This window comes from Tsukamurella sp. USMM236 (assembly GCF_037148755.1).
In the GTDB taxonomy this organism is placed as follows: Bacteria; Actinomycetota; Actinomycetes; order Mycobacteriales; family Mycobacteriaceae; genus Tsukamurella.
The window spans coordinates 154,591-172,653 of record NZ_JBBCSS010000006.1 but is presented as its reverse complement, the minus strand read 5'-3'; the positions used below and the strand labels follow the sequence as shown (position 1 = coordinate 172,653).

Below are 18,063 nucleotides of genomic sequence, written 5' to 3'. Positions count from 1 at the left end.
ACCCCTCTCCACCTGCACTGGTTCCTGCCCACGTACGGCGACTCGCGGAACCTCATGGCGGGTGGGCACGGCAGTGGCATGAGCGGAGATCGCCCCGCGAACCTGCACTACCTCAAGCAACTGGCCCTCGCCGCCGAGGCGAACGAGTTCGAGGCCGTGCTCATCCCCACCGGCCTGTGGTGCGAGGACTCCTGGCTGACCGCCGCGCTCCTCACCGAGTCCACGGAGAAGCTCAAGTTCCTGGTCGCACTGCGCCCGGGCCTGGTCAGCCCTCTCCTCTCGGCGCAGATGGCGAGCACCCTGCAGTGGCAGTCCGGCGGCCGGGTCCTGCTCAACGTGGTGACCGGCGGCGAGTCGTCCGAGCAGCGCGCCTTCGGCGACACGCTCAGCAAGGACGAGCGCTACGCCCGGTGCGGCGAATTCCTCGACATCACCAAGCAGCTGTGGACCTCGTCCGAGCCGGTGAACGTCGCCGGGAAGTACGTCTCCGCGGAGAACGCGCTCCTCGCCCGCCGGCCCGATCCGGCCCCGCCGATCTTCTTCGGCGGCAGCTCGCCCGCCGCGGGCGACGTGGCCGCGAAGCACGCCGACACCTACCTCACCTGGGGCGAGCCGCCCGCGCAGGTGAAGAAGAAGCTGGACTGGATCCGCGGCCTCGCCGCGGAGCAGGGCCGCGAACTGACCTACGGCATCCGCCTGCACGTGATCTCGCGCGACACCAGCGAAGAGGCGTGGGCCGAGGCCAACCGGCTGCTGGGCAACCTCGACCCCGCGGCGGTGCGCGCCGCGCAGGCCAACCTGGCCCGGAGCGAGTCCGAGGGGCAGCGCCTCATGCGCGAACTGCACGGCGGCGGCGCGGCCTTCGACGAGGCCGCCGACGCCCGCTCGCTCCAGGTCTACCCGGGCCTGTGGACCGGCGTCGGCCTGGTGCGCGGCGGCGCCGGCACGGCGCTCGTCGGCTCCCACGACGAAGTGGCCGACCTCATCGCCGAGTACGCGGCGCTGGGGCTCGACCACTTCATCCTCTCCGGGTACCCGCACCTGGAGGAGGCCTACCACTTCGGCGAGGGCGTGCGCCCCCGCCTCGCGGCGCGCGGCCTGCTCGGCGCCTCCGACGCACCGTCGGAACCCGTGCGCGGCGCCTTCCTGCCCGACCTCTCCCCCACCTCCTAGCCGCGAAGGACCACACGGATGACGACCGAGAAGATCGCCGACGAGATCAAGTTCGCCTACTGGGTTCCGAACGTCTCGGGCGGCCTGGTGACCAGCGACATCGAGCAGCGCACCAGCTGGGACTTCGAGTACAACAAGAAGCTGGCGCAGACGGCCGAGCGCGTGGGCTTCGAGTACGCCCTCTCGCAGGTGCGGTACATGGCCAGTTACGGCGCCGAGTACCAGCACGAGTCGACGTCGTTCAGCCTGGCCCTGCTCGGCGCGACCGAGAAGCTCAAGGTGATCGCGGCCGTGCACCCCGGCCTGTGGCACCCCGCGGTCCTCGCGAAGTTCGGTGCCACCGCCGACCACCTGTCGAACGGGCGCTTCGCGATCAACGTGGTCTCCGGCTGGTTCGCGGGTGAGTTCAAGGCGCTCGGCGAGCCCTGGCTCGAGCACGACGAGCGCTACCGCCGCAGCGCGGAGTTCCTCGAGGTGATCCGCAAGATCTGGACCGAGGACAACGTCGACTTCGGCGGCGACTTCTACCGGATCCGCGACTTCACGCTGAAGCCGAAGCCGCTCAACACGGCGGAGCGCCCCAACCCGGAGCTGTTCCAGGGCGGCAACTCCTCCGCCGCGCGCGTCAACGGTGGCAAGTACGCCGACTGGTACTTCTCCAACGGCAAGGACTTCGACGGCGTCACCGATCAGCTCGACGACCTGCGCCGCGTCGCTCGAGAGGCGCAGCGCGAGGTCAAGTTCGGCCTCAACGGCTTCATCATCGCCCGCGACACCGAGAAGGAGGCGCGGGACACCCTGCGCGAGATCGTGGAGAAGGCCAACAAGCCCGCCGTCGAGGGTTTCCGCGACGCCGTGCAGCAGGCCGGCAAGTCCACCTCGGACGGCCGCGGCATGTGGGCGGACTCCAGCTTCGAGGACCTGGTCCAGTACAACGACGGCTTCCGCACGCAGCTGATCGGCACGCCCGAGCAGGTCGCCGAACGCATCGTCGCCTACAAGGAGCTCGGCGTCGACCTCATCCTGGGCGGCTTCCTGCACTTCCAGGAGGAGATCGAGTACTTCGGCGAGAAGGTGCTCCCCCTGGTCCGCGAGATCGAGGCGAGCCGCGCCGGGGCACTGGTGTGACCCTCGCGTCCGCGATCGACTCCGCCGAGGCCGCCGTCGACGCGGCGCGGGAACTCGCGGCGCGGTTCGCCGACGGTGCCGCCGAACGCGACCGGGAGCGACGCCTGCCGCACGCCGAGGTCGAATACCTCTCCGACGCCGGGCTGTTCGCGCTGACGGTGCCCGCCCGCTTCGGCGGGCCCGACCTGCCGCCGTCCGCAGTCGCCGAGGTCTTCCGCATCCTCGCGACCGCCGACGGCTCGCTGGCGCAGATCCCGCACAGCCACTACGTGTACCTCACCGCCCTACGCCTGGCGGGGCCGGAGGAGCTGCAGCGCAGGATCTTCGACCAGGTGCTCGACGGGGCCCGGATCGCCAACGCGCAATCGGAACGCGGCGGGAGGACCGTCGCCGACGTGGCCACCACGCTCACCCGCACCCCCGACGGCGCACACCTCGACGGTGAGAAGTTCTACTGCACGGGTTCGCCCTACGCACACCTCCTCGCGGTGCTCGCCCGGGACGCGGAATCGGGCGAGCAGATCATCGCCTTCGTCCCGGCGGACACCCCCGGCGTCGCCATCGCCGACGATTGGAACGGCCTCGGCCAGCGGACCACCGGCAGCGGCACCGTCCGCTTCGACGACGTGGCCGTGCCGCTCGACGCCGTCGTCACCCGCTCCCCCGCGGTGTCCGAGCCCACCGGCTACGGCGCGTTCGCGCAGCTGTTGCACGTCGCCATCGACGCCGGGATCGCGCGGGGAGCGCTCGACGCCGCGGCCGACTTCGTCCGCACCAAGTCCCGTCCCTGGTTCGAGGCCGGCGTCGACCGGGCGCAGGACGATCCGCTCGTGATCCAGCGCTTCGGCGAGCTGACGGTGACGGTCCGCGCCGCGGAGGCGGCGCTCGCCGTCGCCGGGCAGGCGGTGGACGCCGCGTTCGCCACCCCCGGTTCCGACACCGCGGCCGAGGCCTCCCTGGCCGTCGCCACCGCGAAGGTGCTCGCGGACCGCGCGGCGACCGAGGTGCCGTCGGCCCTGTTCGAGGTGTCCGGCACCCGGAGCGCCGGCGGCGACACGGGGCTCGATCGGTACTGGCGGGACGCGCGCACACACACCCTGCACGACCCGGTGCGATACAAGGTCCTCCACCTCGGCCGATTCACCCTGAACGAGGAGCGGCCGCCGCTGCACGGCGTCGTCTGACCCACCGGAAACAAATTCGGACCCTAGTCCGTTTATACCGGTACTATGACTGACATGAAGATTCCCGAGTTCGGCGTGGACACGTTCGGCGGCGTCACGAAGGACGCGAAGGGTGAGCCGCTGCCCCATCCCCAGGTGATCCGCGACCTCGTCGAGGAGGCCGTCGCCGCGGACGGCGCGGGCCTCGACTTCTTCGGCGTCGGCGAGCACCACCGCGCGGACTTCGCCGTCTCGAGCCCGGAGATGGTGCTCGCGGCGATCGCGGCGCGCACCGAGTCCATCCGCCTCGGTTCCACGGTGACCGTGCTGAGTTCCGACGATCCGGTGCGCGTCTTCGAGCGCTTCGCGACCCTGGACGCCGTCTCGAACGGCCGGGCCGAGATCGTCGCCGGGCGGGGCTCGTTCACCGAGTCCTTCCCCCTGTTCGGCTACGACCTGCAGGACTACGAGGTGCTGTTCGAGGAGAAGCTGGAACTCCTTGCGGCGCTGCTCACCGAGGATCCGGTCACCTGGTCGGGCACCACGCGCGCGGCCCTGTCCGAGCAACGCGTCTTCCCCACCACCGCGGACGGCATCCGCGCCTGGGTGGGCGTCGGCGGCAGCCCCGAGTCCGTCGTCCGCACCGCGCGGTACGGCTTCGGCCTCTTCCTGGCGATCATCGGCGGCCCGGCGGATCGCTTCGCGGCGTACACCGACCTGTTCCGGCGGGCCGAGAACGAGTTCGGCGGGTCGCCGCAGCCGATCGCCGTCCACTCGCCCGGCCTGATCGCGGAGACCGACGAGCAGGCCCGCGCGCTCGTCCACGACGGCTGGCTGCGGATGCGGCAGCGCATGGTCGCCGAGCGGGGCTGGCCGCCGCCCGCGCTGGGCGATTTCGAGCGCGAGGTCGAGACCGGTTCGCTGTACGTGGGGTCGCCGGAGACGGTCGCGCGCCGGATCGCGGCGACGGTCCGCACGCTCGGCGTCGACCGGTTCGACCTCAAGTACGACCAGCCCGTGACCCACGCCGATCTGATGCGGTCGATCACCCTCTACGGCGAGAAGATCGTCCCCCTGGTCAAGGACATGCTCAGCGACTGAGCCCGTCCACAGCTGGCGCGAATCACGGCAGGACGCCGAGCCCGGCCGCGGCGAGGGGCGCGCCGGCACCGTCGAGCCCGGACAGGCCGGCGGGTCGACCCGACAGCACGAGCAGCAGGTCGGCGATCGGACCGCGCGCGACGGGGCCGTCGCCCGCGGACCAGTCCGCGTCGACGGCCTCGAAACGCACGCCCGCGAACCGCTTCCGCGCGCCGAACAGGTAGCCGACCCGCCAGATCCGCTCCGCCCCCTGGGCCGCGGCGGCGGTGTCCATCGGCAGGTGCAGCCCGAGCGGGCGGGCGATGTCCTGGGCGTGGATCTGCGTGTCGAACAGGATGTTCCGCCAGTTGGTCAGGCGCGGCAGCGCGGTGACGCCCGCCTCCTCCCGCAGCATGACGGCCGAGCGGGTGCCGTACTCGGCAGCGGCCTCCCGGGAGAGCAGGTCGATCATGCCGTGCAGCCGGCCGCGGGCACGAACGGCCGCCGAGATCATCGCCCCCGCGGGCGCCGGGCGGAGCACCGCCGCGAGGTGGCCGGCGACGTCGGTCACCGTCCACCCCGCGCACAGCGACGGCGCGGCCCACTGCTCCGCGGTCAGCCCGTCGAGGAGTTCCGCGACCGCCACGCGCTGTTCCGCGATCACCCGCCACGCCTGCTGCTCGTCCATGACGACCTCCATTGGTCAAATTATCTGACCAATATTAGTCAGTCTCTTGTACCATTGCAAGGGTGGAGATCGGAACCGGCGTGATGCTGTTCGTCGCCTATCGGGCCATGGAGACGCGCGCCATGACCGCGGCCAGGGAGGCCGGCTACACTGACATCACGCTCGCGCAGGCACGCATCGGTCAGCGCATCGGCCCCGAGGGCACCCGCCTCACCGACCTCGCCGAACAGGCGCAGGTCACCAAGCAGACCGCGGGCTTCCTGGTCGATCAGCTCGAGCGCGCCGGATATGTCGAGCGCGTCCCCGATCCCGCCGACGGCCGCGCGCGCCTCATCCGCCTGTCCGCCCGCGGCGCCGGGGTCGCCGACGTCGCGAACGCCGAGGTGGCCCTCGTGGAACGGGAGTGGGAGGACCACCTCGGCGCCGCCGCCTATCGGGACCTGCGCGGCGCGCTGCTGAAGCTGCGCGAGGTCACCGACCCGTATCGCTGAGGACGATCGTCGCGCCGGGCGGCGCCGCCTCGATCATCCGGATCCGGGCCAGCGCGGGCGAGCCGTCGAGCATGCGGCCAGCGTTGGCGAGCGCACGCAGCGCGGCCGTCTCGGCCCGCGCCTCCTCCAGCCGGGCGGCGCCCCGTGCCTTGGCGGTGATCAGGCCTACCGCGGCGCTCCGGATCTCGGTCGGCAGCACCACGTCCTTGACCACGACGGCGAGCACCTCGACGCCCACGGTCTCGGCGGTCGCGCCGACGCGCGAGCGGATCGCCTCGCCGTCGACGGCCGCCGTGCGACGGGCCAGGTCGTCGATACCGATGCCGCCCAGCGCCTCCCGCAGCGCGACCTGCGCGGCCAGGTAGACCACGGCGTCCGGATCGGCGGCGCGCTCGAGGTACGCGACCGGGTCGGCGACACGGATGCGCAGCGCCATCGACACCCGGACCGGGACGGACTCGGCGGTGACGACCTCCTGCGGGGCGACGGCGAGCAGCCGTTCGGCGACGACGACCGGGACGACGGTGTGCGCCCGGCGGACCCGATGAGGGCCGGGCCCGAGGACGCGGGCGACGGCGCCGTCCCGGTACTCGACGGCGCGGCGGCCCACCGGCACGACGATGCGTCGGCCGCGGATCGCGGTGATGATCGACACGGTGGCTCTCCTCTCGTGGTGGCCCGGGGGCCTCGGTGGTTGCGGCACCGCCCCGCCGGGCGGGCAGCGGCGGCGGGATGCCCCGGGTAATGGCCGGGGCATCGCAGGGCCGCCGCCGCCCGCGCTTCCGGCGGAACGGCGTTCGAGGGACTCGAACCCTCTGGGCCCCGATGGGGCCGTGCCACTGGTCGGTTCTGCCGGATCGAACGCGCGGAACCGGTCGCGGTACCCCGCTCCGGCCGCTCCCCGGACAGTGCCGGAACCACTCTGACAGCCGCCGATGACCTATCGCAAAGCCTTTTTCGCCGTGGGCGGAATCCAGGCAGCGGCGAGCACGGACGAGCGCACATATCCTGGTCGGGTGCCCCCACCTCGCGCTCTGCGCGGCGCCGCCGCGCGCCCCCTCGTCACCGGTGCGGCGCTGGTCGCCGTCGTGATCATCCTCGCCGCGTTCGCGGCGTGCGGCCTGGGCGGGAGGAGCGCACCGTCGTTCCAGCGCACCGACCAGGCGATCGACGGGGCCGGGGTGCGCCTGGACACCTCCTTCTTCCGGCCCGACGGTGCCGGCCCCGCCCCCGCGGTGCTCCTCGCACACGGCTTCGGCGGCTCCAAGGACGACGTTCGCGCCGAGGCCGAACAGCTGGCGGGCCGGGGATATGCGGTGCTGACCTACACCGCGCGCGGTTTCGGGAAGTCGACGGGCCTCGTCGGCCTCGACTCCCCCGACGCCGAGGTCGCGGACGCGCGCAAGCTCCTCGACTGGCTCGCGACGCGCTCCGACGTGCAGCAGGACCGGCCCGGCGATCCCCGGGTCGGCGTCGCCGGCGGCAGCTACGGCGGCGCCCTGGCGCTCCTGCTCGCCGGGCACGACAAGCGCGTCGACGCCATCGCCCCGCGAATCACGTACTGGGACTTGGAGCAGGCCCTGTTCCCCGGCGGCGTCTACAAGAAGCAGTGGGCGGGCATCCTGTTCACGATGGGCGGCGGCTGCGCCCGGTTCGAGCCGGCCGTCTGCGAGATGTACACCCGGATCGCGCAGGGCGGCACGCTCACCGACGCCGATCGAGCGCTGCTCGCGGCGCGGAGCCCCGCCTCGGTGGGTGCGGAGATCCGCGTCCCCACGTACCTCGCGCAGGGCGAGCTCGACTCGCTGTTCCCGCTCGATCACGCCGATGCGGCGGCGCAGCGCATCGCGGCGAACGGCGCGCCCGTCGCGGTCGACTGGATCGCCGGCGGGCACGACGCGGGCAGCGCCGAGGACGCCCGGGTGAACGCCCGCACGGCGGAGTGGTTCGATCGCTACCTCAAGGGCGAAGACGCTCCGGCGGTGCCCGCCTTCCAGGTCTCCCGGTCCGGCGGCGTCGACCGCGAAACCGGCGAGCGCACCGTCCGCGCGTCGAGCACCGACGCCTACCCCGGGCTCGCCGGGACCATCACGCGCACCGTCGCCCTGCCCGGCGAGCCGCAGCGGGCGGAGAATCCCGCGGGCGGTGCGCCACCGTCGATCTCGGGAGTGCCCGGCCTCGGCGGCCTGGCCTCGTCCGCGGCGGCGCTCGGTTCCTTCGGGCTCTCGCGCGACCTTCCGGCGCAGGCCGCGATCGTCGACTCGGAACCGCTGAGCGGACCGGTCACCGTGACCGGCGCCCCGACGGTGACGATCAAGGTCGACTCCCCCGCGTCCGACGCGGTGCTCTTCGCGAAGCTCTACGACGTGGGCCCCGAGGGCACGCAGATCCTCCCGCAGCAGCTCGCCGCGCCGATCCGCATCCCGATCACCGCGGGCACGGCGACGGCGACCATCCGGTTGCCCGTCATCGACCACGAGTTCGCGGCCGGGCACCGCATGCGGCTCGCCCTCGCCACCACCGACCTGGCCTACCTCTCCCCGTCCGCGCCCGCGACGCACACGATCACGGTGACGAGCCCCCTCACGGTTCCGGAAGTACCGGCGCTGAAGACCGCGCCGGCGCCCCTGCCCACCTGGGTGTGGGTACTGCCGCTGGTCGCGCTGGCGATCGCCGCGGCGTTGCTCCTCGTCCGCCGTCCGCGCCCCGCGCCGCCCGCCGACCCGGAGCTCGCCGATGTGGCGCTCCAGGTGACCGGGCTGTCCAAGAAGTACGCGGGCGGCGACGGCTACAGCGTGCGCGACGTGACCTTCCGGGTGGAGCGCGGCCAGGTCCTCGGCCTGCTGGGCCCGAACGGCGCCGGCAAGACCACCACGCTGCGGATGCTGATGGGCCTCATCACGCCGGACGAGGGCGGGATCCGGGTCTTCGGGCACGAGATCCGGCCCGGTGCGCCGGTGCTCTCCCGCGTGGGCGCCTTCGTCGAGGGCGCGGGCTTCCTGCCGCACCTGTCGGGCCGCGCGAACCTGGACCTGTACTGGCGGGCTACCGGCCGCCCCGCCGACCAGGCGCACCTCGAGGAGGCCCTCGAGATCGCGGACCTCGGTAGCGCGCTCGAGCGCCCGGTGCGCACGTACTCGCAGGGCATGCGGCAGCGGCTCGCGATCGCGCAGGCCATGCTCGGCCTGCCGGACGTGCTGGTCCTCGACGAGCCGACCAACGGCCTCGACCCCTCGCAGATCCGCGAGATGCGGGACGCGATCGTCCGATACGGCGCCACCGGCCGCACCGTGATCGTCTCCAGCCACTTGCTGGCCGAGGTCGAGCAGACCTGCACGCACGTCGTGGTGCTGCGCCGCGGCGAGCTCATCGCCGCCGGCACCGTCGACGAGATCGTGCAGGCGGGCGAGGGCGGCGGGTCCCGCACCCTCGAAGACGCGTTCCTCCAGCTGACGGGAGACGGGGCATGACCACCACGAAGGACTCCGCGGCCGGACGCGACGCGACGCACGGCGCTGCACCGGGCTACGCGCCGGGGCACACCCTGACGGTGCGCGTGGAACTCGCCCGCCAGCTGAAACGCCGCCGCACCCTGGTGATGGCGGCCCTGCTCGCGGCTCTGCCGATCGTGCTCATCATCGCGCTCGCCGTGGGCACCGACGACGGGGGCAACGGCAACGGACGGCCGTCGATGTTCGACGTCGCCACCGCCTCCGGGCTGAACCTCACGGCCACCGTCCTCATCGCGGGCACCGGCTTCCTGCTGGTGATCCCCGTCGCCCTGTACTTCGGCGACGCAGTGGCCTCGGAGGCGGACTGGTCGTCGCTGCGGTACCTGCTGGCCGCGCCCGTCCCGCGGACGCGGCTGCTGGTGACCAAGGCGATCGTCGCGCTGATCCTGTCTGTCGCCTCTGTTGCCCTGCTCACCGCGGTCGCGCTGATCGCGGGCACCCTCGCCTACGGCTGGGGGCCGCTGCAGACGCCGGCGAACACCGCGATTCCGGCGGCCGACGGCCTCTGGCGGCTGTTGCTCGCGGCGGGCTTCATCATCGTCTCCGAGCTGGCCACCGCCGGCCTCGCCCTGTGGCTCTCGACCCGCACCGACGCGCCGCTCGCGGCGGTCGGCGGGGCCGTGGGCCTGACGGTGATCGGCAGCGTCCTCGACCAGGTCACCGCTCTCGGCGGCCTCCGCGCCGCGCTGCCCGCGCACTGGCAGTACGCGTGGACCGACCTGCTCCAGCCGAGCATCGAGTGGGCGGCGATGGCCCAGGGTGCGTCGTTGTCGGTGAGCATCGCCATCGTCCTCTTCGCCCTCGCCGTGCGCGGCTTCCGGACGAAGGACGTCGTCAGCTGACTGACGCGGCGAACGAGCCTGCAGCCCCCTTGATCGCGACGGCCTGTGCGCACTCCAGGAGGCCCGCCCGGGCGAATTCGACGCCGTAGCCCGACTGCTTGGCGCCGCCGAAGGGCACACGGGGGTCGATCGCGCCGTGCTCGTTGATCCACACGGTCCCCGCGTCCAGACGGTGGGCCACGTCGCGGGCGCGCTCGGGCGACGGGGTCCACACCGAGGCACCCAGTCCCACGTCGAGCCCGTTCGCCCAGGCGATCGCCTCGCCGAGGCTGGAGTACCGGACGATCGGGAGCGCCGGCCCGAACTGCTCGCGCGCGACCAGCGGGTTGTCGTTCGGCAGGTCCGCGACCAGCGTCGTCGGGTAGAAGTTGCCGGGTCCGTCGGCCGGATCACCGCCGATCAGCACCCGGCCGCCGCCCGCCCGCGCCTCGTCGACCAGGCTCGCGACGATGTCGTACTGCTTGCGGTTCTGCAGGGGTCCGAGCACGTTCTGCTCGTCGAGCCCGACGCCCATCGGCATGGCGGCGGCCACCTTCGTCAGCTCCTCGCAGACGGCGTCGTACAGCGAATCCGGCACGTACAGGCGCTTGAGCGCGGCGCAGGTCTGCCCCGTGTTGATGAAGGCGCCCCAGAACAGCCCCTCGGCGATCGCGGCGGGATCGGCGTCGTCCAGGACGATGCCGGCGTCGTTGCCGCCGAGTTCCACGGTGACGCGCTTCACCGAGTCGGCGGAGGCGCGGATGATCGCCTTGCCCGTCACGGTGGAGCCGGTGAACATGAGCTTGTCGACGCCCGGGTGCGAGGACAGCGCCTCGCCGACGTCCCGGCCACCCGGTACCGCGATCAGGACGTCCTCGGGCAGTGCGGTGTTCAGTACGTGCGCCAGGGCGAGCACGGACAGCGGGGTGTACTCGCTCGGCTTGATCACGACGGTGTTCCCCATGCGCAGTGCGGGGGCGAGCTGCCAGACGGAGATCATCATCGGCCAGTTCCACGGCCCGATGGCGCCGACGACGCCGAGCGGACGATGGTGGATCTCCGCGTAGGTCTCGCCGTCGTCCACCGCCACCTCGGGGTCGAGCGGCACGGCGAGGGTCGCGCGCAGCCATGTGACGCACGCCTCCAGCTCGAACCGCGCGTTGGGGCCGTTGAGCGGCTTTCCCTGTTCGCGCGACAGCAGGACGGCGAGCTCCTCCGCGTGCGCCTCGACGGCGTCGGCGGCGGCGCTCAGCAGCGCCGAGCGGCCGGCGTCGCCGCGCGCGGCCCAGTCCGGTTGGGCGGCACGGGCCGCGGCGACGGCGGCGTCGAGGTCCGCGACGCCCGGTTCGGCCACCCGGCCCACGATCTCGTCCGTGGCGGGGTCGGTGATCGTGCGTCCGCCGGTCGCGGGCTGGACGGATTCGAGAATGGTCATGGTGCTCTCCGTTTCGAGGTCTGGGTGGAGTCGTTCAGGACTGAGGTCGGCCGGCCATCGCGGCGAGCGGGTCGTAGTCGGGCGAGGCGAACATGCGCTGCAGTTGGAGCCGTCGGACGCCGACATTGCCGCCGTCGAAGAGCGGGTAGGCCAGGGTGTCGCGCAGGATCTCGAACAACGGCTGATGCTCGGTGTAGGACTCGACGCCGACGAGCCGCATCGCGTCCCAGACCACCTGCACCGCGGTCTCGGACGCGTAGATCTTCGTGGCGATCGCGAGTTCCGAACCGGCGCCACCGGTCTTGTCGAAGTAGTCGCACGCCTTCCAGGTGAGGTACCGCGCGGCCTCGATCTTCGCCTTCATGTCCGCGAGGATGGTGCCGACGTTCTGGTGCTCGACGATGGCGACCCGCCCGCCCCGCTTCTCGTCGCGGGCGAAGTTCAGCGCCACGTCGAAGGCGTGGCGCATGACGCCGACGGAGAACGCGCCCACGAGGGCCGCGGTCGCGGTGAACGCGGTCTCGAGGATCGCGATGCCGTCGCCGACGTTCCCCAGCAGGTTCCCAGCCGGCACCCGAACGTCGTCGAAGCGGATGCGGGTGACGAGGGCCGCCCGGTGCCCGACCGTCGGGAGCGCGGATTCGACGGTGACGCCCGCGGCGGTCCCCGGTACCAGGATCACGGCCATCGACTCCTCCGGCGGGCGGGTCGGATCGACGCGCACGGCCACGGCGAGCAGGTCGGCGCCGGATCCGTCCCAGCCCGATGCGTGCGGAACGAACTGCTTGTGCCCGTTGATGACCCACTCGTCGCCATCGAGCCGGGCGGTGGCGGCGAAGCCCACCTCCGGGTCCGAGTCCCGGTAGTTCGCGGACCCGCCGACCTCGGAGAACGCGAGCCCCGCGAGCGGCTCGCCCTCGCCGGAGAGGAACGGCGGCAGGAACCGCCCGAGCTGATCCGCGTCGCCGAAGAACAGCAGCGGCATCAGGCCGAGGCCGGTGGAGAACACGGACAGCGGGACGCTCGTCTCCACCGCCATGTACTCCTCCGCCTCGAGAGCGAGGTCGAGCAGGCTCGTCATCTCGCCGCCGGCGGGTGGCGGGATGAGGCGCCGGAGCACCCCCGCCTGCACCAATGCGCGGTAGTGCGGTCGGGACGCGCGGAATCGCTCGTCCGGCGTGCCCTGATGGTGCGTCTCGTTCGCGGCGGCGCTCAGCACGTCGCTCGCCAGCCGGCGGGCGTTCTGCTGCAGTTCCTGCTGAGCCTCGCTGAGGCTGAAGTCGATGGGCATGTCTCGTTCCTTCGTCGGAGCGGCGTTCAGACGCCGAGGAGGAGGTCGGCGGCCTTCTCGCCGACCATGATCGCGGGTGCGTTGGTGTTGCCGCGGGGCACGACGGGCATGATCGAGGCGTCAGCGACCCGCAGCCCGTCGACGCCGCGCACCCGCAGAGCGGGATCGACGACCGAGTCGTCCGTGACGCCCATCGCGCAGGTACCGACCTGGTGGTGGTACGTGCCGGCGAGGCGCCGAACGAGCGCGCGCAGTGCATCCCGGTCGGCCGGTTCGGACGACGGGACGTACTCGGTGGGCCGGAACGGGGCGAAGGCGTCCTGGGCGCCGATCTCGCGGCACAGGATCACCGCGTCGACCAGCGCTTCCACGTCGTAGTCGTCGGCGAGGATGTTGGGATCCACCAGCGGGGCCGCGGCCGGATCGGCGGACGCGAGGCGCAGCGTGCCGCGCGAGCGCGGAGCCACCAGGCCGGGGGCGATCGTGTAGCCGTCGGCGGGCGCGTCGCCGCCGTCCGTCGGGTACGGCAGATGCAGGAACAGCGGCTGCAGGTCGGGCGCCGCGTCGTCCGTCTGCTGCGAGTGCGCGAAGAGCTGGGCCTCGAGCAGGTTGTTCCGCCCGGGCGCGAGCGCGCCCGCCGTCGCGTAGAGATTGCCGACGAGGAGGTGGTCGTGCAGGTTCTTCCCGACACCGGGCAGGTCGACGAGGGTCTCGACACCGACGGCCGCCAGGTCGGCGCGGTCGCCGATGCCTGAGAGCTGCAGGATCTTCGGCGACCCGATGGCACCGGCGGAGAGGACGATCTCGGCGGCCGCCCGGGCGGTGCGGAGCTCGCCGGCGACGAGGTACTCGACCGCCGTGGCGCGGCCGTCGTCGAGCACGATCCGGGTGACGAGCGCCCCGGTGGTCACCGTCAGGCGCGGCGAGTCCAGCACCGGCGCCACGAAGGCCTGCCACGCGCTGTGCCGGCGGCCGCCCTTGATCGTCGCGTGGTTGAAGCCGACGCCCTCCATGAGGTCTCCGTTGAAGTCCTCGGTCGGCTTGTGGCCCACGGCAACCGCGGCGTCGACGAAGGCCTGCGCGGCGGGGTGACGGTCGCGAAGCACCGAGACGTGCAGCGGGCCGCCCGCACCATGCCATGCGGAGGCGCCGTCCTCGTGATCCTCGCTGCGCTTGAACAGCTCGAGGACGGTGTCCCAGCCCCACCCCTGGTTGCCGGCGGCCTCCCAGGCGTCGTAGTCGTCGCGGTGCCCGCGGATGTAGATCATGCCGTTGAGCGAGCTGGAACCGCCGAGCACCTTGCCGCGGGGCCAGAACAGCGATCGCCCCGCGGCGTGCTCCTGGCCGGTGGTCATGACGGCCCAGTCGTTGGGGCCGGTCAGCAGTGCCGGCCACCCCTGCGGGCTGTGGATGTTCGGGTCCTCGTCCGCGGCACCCGCCTCGATGACGTGCACGGTGTGCCCGGCGTCGACGAGGCGCCGGGTGAGGGCGCTCCCGGCGGATCCGGCTCCGATGATGACGTAGTCGCTGTCCCGTGGGCTCATTCCTGCTCCTTGCCGTCCGTCCGGCGCGTTCCGCCGCATGGGATCGAGCCTGGCCGTCGCGACGCCGACGGGCATTGGCGTGACCCGCACGCCGGTGTGCCCCACACGCGGAAACGTGATGCGCGTCACGCCGGGGCCCCGATCTGTGGTGACATGGAGGGACACGAAGGAGAGACGACGATGAGTTCAGGCGCGGTCGAGGTCTTCGACGCCGCGACCCTTGCGGCGCCGGACCGGTTCGACGCCTGGCGGGAGGCGGTGAACACGGCGTTCGTGCCGCTGCGGGCCACCCTGCACGGCGGTGACCTGGCGACGCCCGCCCTGCCCGCGCGGTCGGGGGACGACGGATCGTCCGCCTTCCGCGGAGTGGTCCGCAGCCAGGACCTGGGCGCGGCGGCGGCCACCGAGGTCGCGGGCGGCCCGGTGACCGTCTGGCGCGACCGCGCCACCATCGCCGATGCGGACCCCGGCGGGTACAAGCTGGGCGTGCAGCTGCACGGCTACAGCGTGCTCACTCAGGACGGCCGCGAGGCGGCGCTGACACCCGGCGACCTCGCCATCTACGACACCACCCGGCCGTATTCGCTCGACTTCGCGGACGAGTTCAGCATGTTCGTGCTCCTGATCCCGCGGGACCGGCTGGGGCTGACGCCGCGTCAGGTCGCCGGGCTGACGGCGCAGCGGATCTCGGGCCGGCACGGCCTCGGCGCGCTCGCCTCGTCGCTGCTCACCGGGCTCGGGCGGCAGCTGCGGACGGGCGGGGTGGATCCCGACCCACGGGCGGTGCACGCGGTCCTGGAACTGGTGGACGCCACCCTGATGCGTCGCCTCGAACCCGTGGAGGCGGTGCCGACGGCCGACGTGGTCTTCGCCGGCGCGACGGCGTACATCGACGCGCACCTGGGTCTTCCGGGCTTGAGCGTGGAGTCGGTGGCCGCCGCGCAGCACGTGTCGGTGCGGTACCTGCAGCAACTGTTCGCGGAGCGCGGCTCGACGCCGAGCAGTTGGATCCGGCGACGCCGGATGGACGAGGTGAGCGCGGCGCTGGCCGATCCCGCACAAGCGGTGCGGCCCGTCGCGGCGATCGGCGCGCAGTGGGGCTTCTCCGACGCCTCGGGCTTCGCGCGGGCCTTCAAAGCGGCGACGGGGACGAGCCCGGGCGAGTACCGCGCCCGGCACCTCGGCCCCGCCGCCGGCTGATCGCCGTCAGACGCCGGACGGGATGGTGCGGCTGTCGCCGCGGAACTCGGCGATCACGTCCTCGCCGCGGCGCACCGTCACGTCGTAGAGGCCGTTGCGGCCGAACCGCTCCCGCTCGACCGCGGTCGCGGTGAGCACGTCGCCGAGCCTGGTGGCGCGGAGGAACCGGACGTCCGCCCGGGCGGCGACCGCGGCGTCGCCCCGCGAATTGCAGGCGAGGGCGAACGTGGTGTCCGCGAGCAGGAAGACGTAGCCGCCGTGGGTGATCCCGTGGCCGTTGACCATCGTCTCCCCTACCGTCACCGTCGTGGTCGCGGTGCCGGGACGCAGGTCGACGATCTCGATGCCGAGCGCCCGGGAGGCGCTGTCGGCGGCGAACATCGACCGCGCCGGCTCGCACTCCTCGATGCGTGCGGACGCGGTCATCACGCCTCGCCCCCGTCCCGTGTCTTGGCGACGAGGGTCAGCACGTCGTAGGTGGCGACCGGCGCGCCGTCCTGGTTGGTGACCACCGCGTCCCAGCGGACCTCGCCGTAGTCGGCGCCGCTGCGCGGGGTGATCTGCTTGGCCGTGAGCGTGACGGTGAGCGCGTCGTCCGCGCGCACCGGGGTCAGGAAGCGGAGCGAATCGACGCCGAAGTTCGCCAGGACCGGGCCCGGCGCGGGGTCGACGAACAGGCCGGCCGCCAGGGAGACCACGAGGTAGCCGTGCGCGACGATGCCGCCGAACAGCGGGTTCGCCGCCGCTGCCTCGGGATCGGTGTGGGCGTAGAAGGTGTCGCCGGTGAAGTCCGCGAAGTGGCCGATGTCCGCGAGGGTGACGGTGCGCGGGCCGCCCACGATGGTGTCTCCCAGGCGGAGCTCGGCGAGGGACTTGCGGAACGGGTGCTCGGCGCCCTCGGTGCGCGGGGCGCCGGCGACCCACTGTCCGGTCGCCGCGGCCAGCACCTCCGGGGTGCCCTGGATCGCGGTGCGCTGCATGTGATGCAGGACGCCGCGGATGCCGCCGAGCTCCTCGCCGCCGCCGGCGCGGCCGGGTCCGCCGTGCACGAGCACGGGCAGCGGGGAGCCGTGGCCGGTGGACTCGCGGGCGTCCTCGGCGTTGAGTACCAGCAGGCGGCCGTGGTACGGCGCGATCCCGAGCAGGACCTCCCGCGCGAGTTGCGGGTCGGCGGTGACGAGCGAGGCGACGAGGCTGCCCCCGCCGCGGGCGATCAACTCCACCGCGTGCGCGGTGTCGCGGTAGCCGATGACCGTCGCCACCGGCCCGAAGGCCTCGATCTCGTGCACCTCGGGCGCCTCGGGATCGGTGCTGCGCAACAGCATCGGCGGCAGGTAGGCGCCGGTCTCCGCGTCCCCGCCGACGACCGCGACGCGGTCCGGGTCGCCGACCACCAGATCGGCGGCGGCGCGGAGCTTGCCGACCGCCGCGAGCACGTCGGTGCGCTGCGAGAGGGAGACGACGGGGCCCATCGTGACGCCCTCGGCGCCCGGAGCACCGACGACCACCCGGTCCAGCCGGGCCCGGGCCGCGTCGATCACCGCGTCGACCATCGGCTCGGGGACGAGCGCGCGGCGGATGGCGGTGCACTTCTGCCCGGCCTTGACGGTCATCTCGGTGGTGAGTTGCTTGACGTACAGCTCGAACTCGGGGGCGTCGGTCGTGACGTCCGCGCCGAGGACGGAGGCGTTGAGCGAATCGGCCTCCGCGGTGAAGTGCACGCTGTTCGCCACGAGAACGGGATGCGCGCGCAGCGTCGCCGCGGTGTGCGCGGACCCGGTGAAGGCGACGGAGTCCTGCCCGCCGAGGGCGTCGAGGAGCGGGGCCGGATCGCCGCACAGGAGCTGCACGGAACCCTCGGGGAGCAGGCCCGATTCGATGATCCGGCGGAAGACGAGCTCGGTGAGGTACGAGGTCTGGGTGGCCGGCTTGACGATGGTCGGCACGCCCGCGATGAAGGCGGGCGCGAGCTTCTCGAGGAAGCCCCAGACGGGGAAGTTGTAGGCGTTGATCTGCACTGCGACGCCGCGGCGCGCGGTGTGGACGTGCCGGGCCACGAAGGTGCCCTTCTTACCGAGCTGCTCGACGGGGCCGTCGAGGTGGATCACGTCGTTGGGCAGCTCGCGCTTGGCCTTGCTCGCGTAACTGAGCAGGGTCCCGAAGCCGCCGTCGATGTCGACGGCCGAGTCCCGCTCGGTGGCACCGGTCCGGGCGGACTCGGCGTAGAACTCGGCCTTCCCCGCCATGAGGGTCAGGCCGAGCGCCTTGAGTGCCGCGGCACGCTCGTGGAAGGTCAGCGCGGCGAGCGCGGGTCCGCCCGTCTCCCTGCCGTAGGCCGCCATCGCGGCGACGTCCAGCCCGGTCGACGAGACCCGCGCGACCTCGGCCCCGTCGACGGGGCTGATCACCGCCCGCCCCTCGTCCGTCGCCCGGTGCCACCGGCCGCACGCGTAGCTCTCCACCATCCTGCTGTCCATCAAGCACGCTCCTATTACCGTATGTTCGGTCGGTAATCAGGGTGGCCCGAGACGCCCTCC

Annotated in this window: 15 protein-coding genes; 8 read left to right on the top strand and 7 right to left on the bottom strand. The window is 72.8% G+C overall.

What is annotated here, in order from left to right:
• Positions 1–54 precede the first annotated feature (54 nt).
• The 4 genes from WFK95_RS19580 to WFK95_RS19565 are packed head-to-tail and all read left to right on the top strand — an operon-like array spanning position 55 to position 4,565.
• Positions 55–1,173, top strand: a complete 1,119-nt coding sequence (locus WFK95_RS19580) for an LLM class flavin-dependent oxidoreductase (protein WP_224645544.1) — start codon at positions 55–57, stop codon at positions 1,171–1,173.
• Between the two features lie 18 nt (positions 1,174–1,191).
• Complete coding sequence (gene sfnG, locus WFK95_RS19575) at positions 1,192–2,301, top strand: dimethylsulfone monooxygenase SfnG (protein ID WP_224645460.1); 1,110 nt, start codon at positions 1,192–1,194, stop codon at positions 2,299–2,301.
• Complete coding sequence (locus WFK95_RS19570) at positions 2,298–3,485, top strand: SfnB family sulfur acquisition oxidoreductase (RefSeq protein ID WP_224645459.1); 1,188 nt, start codon at positions 2,298–2,300, stop codon at positions 3,483–3,485. Before sfnG ends, WFK95_RS19570 begins: the two co-directional genes overlap by 4 nt.
• Positions 3,486–3,530: 45 nt before the next feature.
• Positions 3,531–4,565, top strand: coding sequence for an Atu2307/SP_0267 family LLM class monooxygenase (locus tag WFK95_RS19565; protein ID WP_443081578.1), 1,035 nt, complete (start codon positions 3,531–3,533; stop codon positions 4,563–4,565).
• A 22-nt stretch (positions 4,566–4,587) separates the two neighbouring features.
• On the opposite strand, the gene WFK95_RS19560 is transcribed toward WFK95_RS19565, so the two are convergent.
• On the bottom strand, positions 4,588–5,244 hold the full coding sequence (locus WFK95_RS19560; RefSeq protein ID WP_224645457.1) for a maleylpyruvate isomerase family mycothiol-dependent enzyme: 657 nt from the start codon (positions 5,242–5,244) through the stop codon (positions 4,588–4,590).
• A gap of 71 nt (positions 5,245–5,315) precedes the next feature.
• On the opposite strand from WFK95_RS19560, the gene WFK95_RS19555 reads away from it, so the two are divergent.
• A complete protein-coding gene (locus WFK95_RS19555; RefSeq protein ID WP_224645543.1) occupies positions 5,316–5,723 on the top strand; it encodes a MarR family winged helix-turn-helix transcriptional regulator in 408 nt (135 codons plus the stop codon).
• Here WFK95_RS19555 and WFK95_RS19550 read toward each other — a convergent pair.
• On the bottom strand, positions 5,704–6,378 hold the full coding sequence (locus WFK95_RS19550) for an SPFH domain-containing protein (protein WP_336671658.1): 675 nt from the start codon (positions 6,376–6,378) through the stop codon (positions 5,704–5,706). The genes WFK95_RS19555 and WFK95_RS19550 overlap by 20 nt on opposite strands.
• A 361-nt stretch (positions 6,379–6,739) precedes the next feature.
• Between WFK95_RS19550 and WFK95_RS19545 the strand changes: the two genes are divergently transcribed.
• Positions 6,740–9,193, top strand: coding sequence for an alpha/beta fold hydrolase (locus WFK95_RS19545; RefSeq protein WP_224645455.1), 2,454 nt, complete (start codon positions 6,740–6,742; stop codon positions 9,191–9,193).
• A complete protein-coding gene (locus tag WFK95_RS19540; RefSeq protein ID WP_336671657.1) occupies positions 9,190–10,077 on the top strand; it encodes an ABC transporter permease in 888 nt (295 codons plus the stop codon). The genes WFK95_RS19545 and WFK95_RS19540 overlap by 4 nt, the downstream gene beginning before the upstream one ends.
• Here WFK95_RS19540 and WFK95_RS19535 read toward each other — a convergent pair.
• The 3 genes from WFK95_RS19535 to WFK95_RS19525 are packed head-to-tail and all read right to left on the bottom strand — an operon-like array spanning position 10,070 to position 14,326.
• Positions 10,070–11,491: an aldehyde dehydrogenase family protein gene (locus WFK95_RS19535; RefSeq protein WP_336671656.1), complete on the bottom strand. Its 1,422-nt coding sequence runs from the start codon at positions 11,489–11,491 to the stop codon at positions 10,070–10,072. The two genes, WFK95_RS19540 and WFK95_RS19535, sit on opposite strands and share 8 nt — an antisense overlap.
• Before the next feature lie 34 nt (positions 11,492–11,525).
• Entirely contained in the window at positions 11,526–12,782 is a 1,257-nt protein-coding gene (locus tag WFK95_RS19530) for an acyl-CoA dehydrogenase family protein (protein WP_336671655.1), read from the bottom strand.
• A gap of 26 nt (positions 12,783–12,808) precedes the next feature.
• Positions 12,809–14,326, bottom strand: coding sequence for a GMC family oxidoreductase (locus WFK95_RS19525; protein WP_224645451.1), 1,518 nt, complete (start codon positions 14,324–14,326; stop codon positions 12,809–12,811).
• 180 nt (positions 14,327–14,506) lie between these two features.
• Here WFK95_RS19525 and WFK95_RS19520 point away from each other — a divergent pair, with 180 nt between their 5' ends.
• On the top strand, positions 14,507–15,526 hold the full coding sequence (locus WFK95_RS19520; RefSeq protein ID WP_336671654.1) for a helix-turn-helix domain-containing protein: 1,020 nt from the start codon (positions 14,507–14,509) through the stop codon (positions 15,524–15,526).
• Between the two features lie 6 nt (positions 15,527–15,532).
• Here WFK95_RS19520 and paaI read toward each other — a convergent pair whose 3' ends face one another.
• Positions 15,533–15,952, bottom strand: coding sequence for a hydroxyphenylacetyl-CoA thioesterase PaaI (gene paaI / locus WFK95_RS19515; RefSeq protein WP_336671653.1), 420 nt, complete (start codon positions 15,950–15,952; stop codon positions 15,533–15,535).
• Positions 15,952–18,003: a phenylacetic acid degradation bifunctional protein PaaZ gene (gene paaZ, locus WFK95_RS19510; RefSeq protein ID WP_336671652.1), complete on the bottom strand. Its 2,052-nt coding sequence runs from the start codon at positions 18,001–18,003 to the stop codon at positions 15,952–15,954. Before paaZ ends, paaI begins: the two co-directional genes overlap by 1 nt.
• Positions 18,004–18,063 lie beyond the last annotated feature (60 nt).

What these genes read in the sequence shown, in the direction of transcription:
- WFK95_RS19580 (WP_224645544.1), top strand. Translation starts at nt 55, where the DNA reads ATGGCGGGTGGGCACGGCAGTGGCATGAGCGGAGATCGCCCCGCGAAC.
- sfnG (WP_224645460.1), top strand. Translation starts at nt 1,192, where the DNA reads ATGACGACCGAGAAGATCGCCGACGAGATCAAGTTCGCCTACTGGGTT.
- WFK95_RS19565 (WP_443081578.1), top strand. Translation starts at nt 3,531, where the DNA reads ATGACTGACATGAAGATTCCCGAGTTCGGCGTGGACACGTTCGGCGGC.
- WFK95_RS19560 (WP_224645457.1), bottom strand. Translation starts at nt 5,244, where the DNA reads ATGGAGGTCGTCATGGACGAGCAGCAGGCGTGGCGGGTGATCGCGGAA.
- WFK95_RS19555 (WP_224645543.1), top strand. Translation starts at nt 5,316, where the DNA reads ATGCTGTTCGTCGCCTATCGGGCCATGGAGACGCGCGCCATGACCGCG.
- WFK95_RS19540 (WP_336671657.1), top strand. Translation starts at nt 9,190, where the DNA reads ATGACCACCACGAAGGACTCCGCGGCCGGACGCGACGCGACGCACGGC.
- WFK95_RS19535 (WP_336671656.1), bottom strand. Translation starts at nt 11,491, where the DNA reads ATGACCATTCTCGAATCCGTCCAGCCCGCGACCGGCGGACGCACGATC.
- WFK95_RS19530 (WP_336671655.1), bottom strand. Translation starts at nt 12,782, where the DNA reads ATGCCCATCGACTTCAGCCTCAGCGAGGCTCAGCAGGAACTGCAGCAG.
- WFK95_RS19525 (WP_224645451.1), bottom strand. Translation starts at nt 14,326, where the DNA reads ATGAGCCCACGGGACAGCGACTACGTCATCATCGGAGCCGGATCCGCC.
- WFK95_RS19520 (WP_336671654.1), top strand. Translation starts at nt 14,507, where the DNA reads ATGAGTTCAGGCGCGGTCGAGGTCTTCGACGCCGCGACCCTTGCGGCG.
- paaI (WP_336671653.1), bottom strand. Translation starts at nt 15,952, where the DNA reads ATGACCGCGTCCGCACGCATCGAGGAGTGCGAGCCGGCGCGGTCGATG.
- paaZ (WP_336671652.1), bottom strand. Translation starts at nt 18,003, where the DNA reads ATGGACAGCAGGATGGTGGAGAGCTACGCGTGCGGCCGGTGGCACCGG.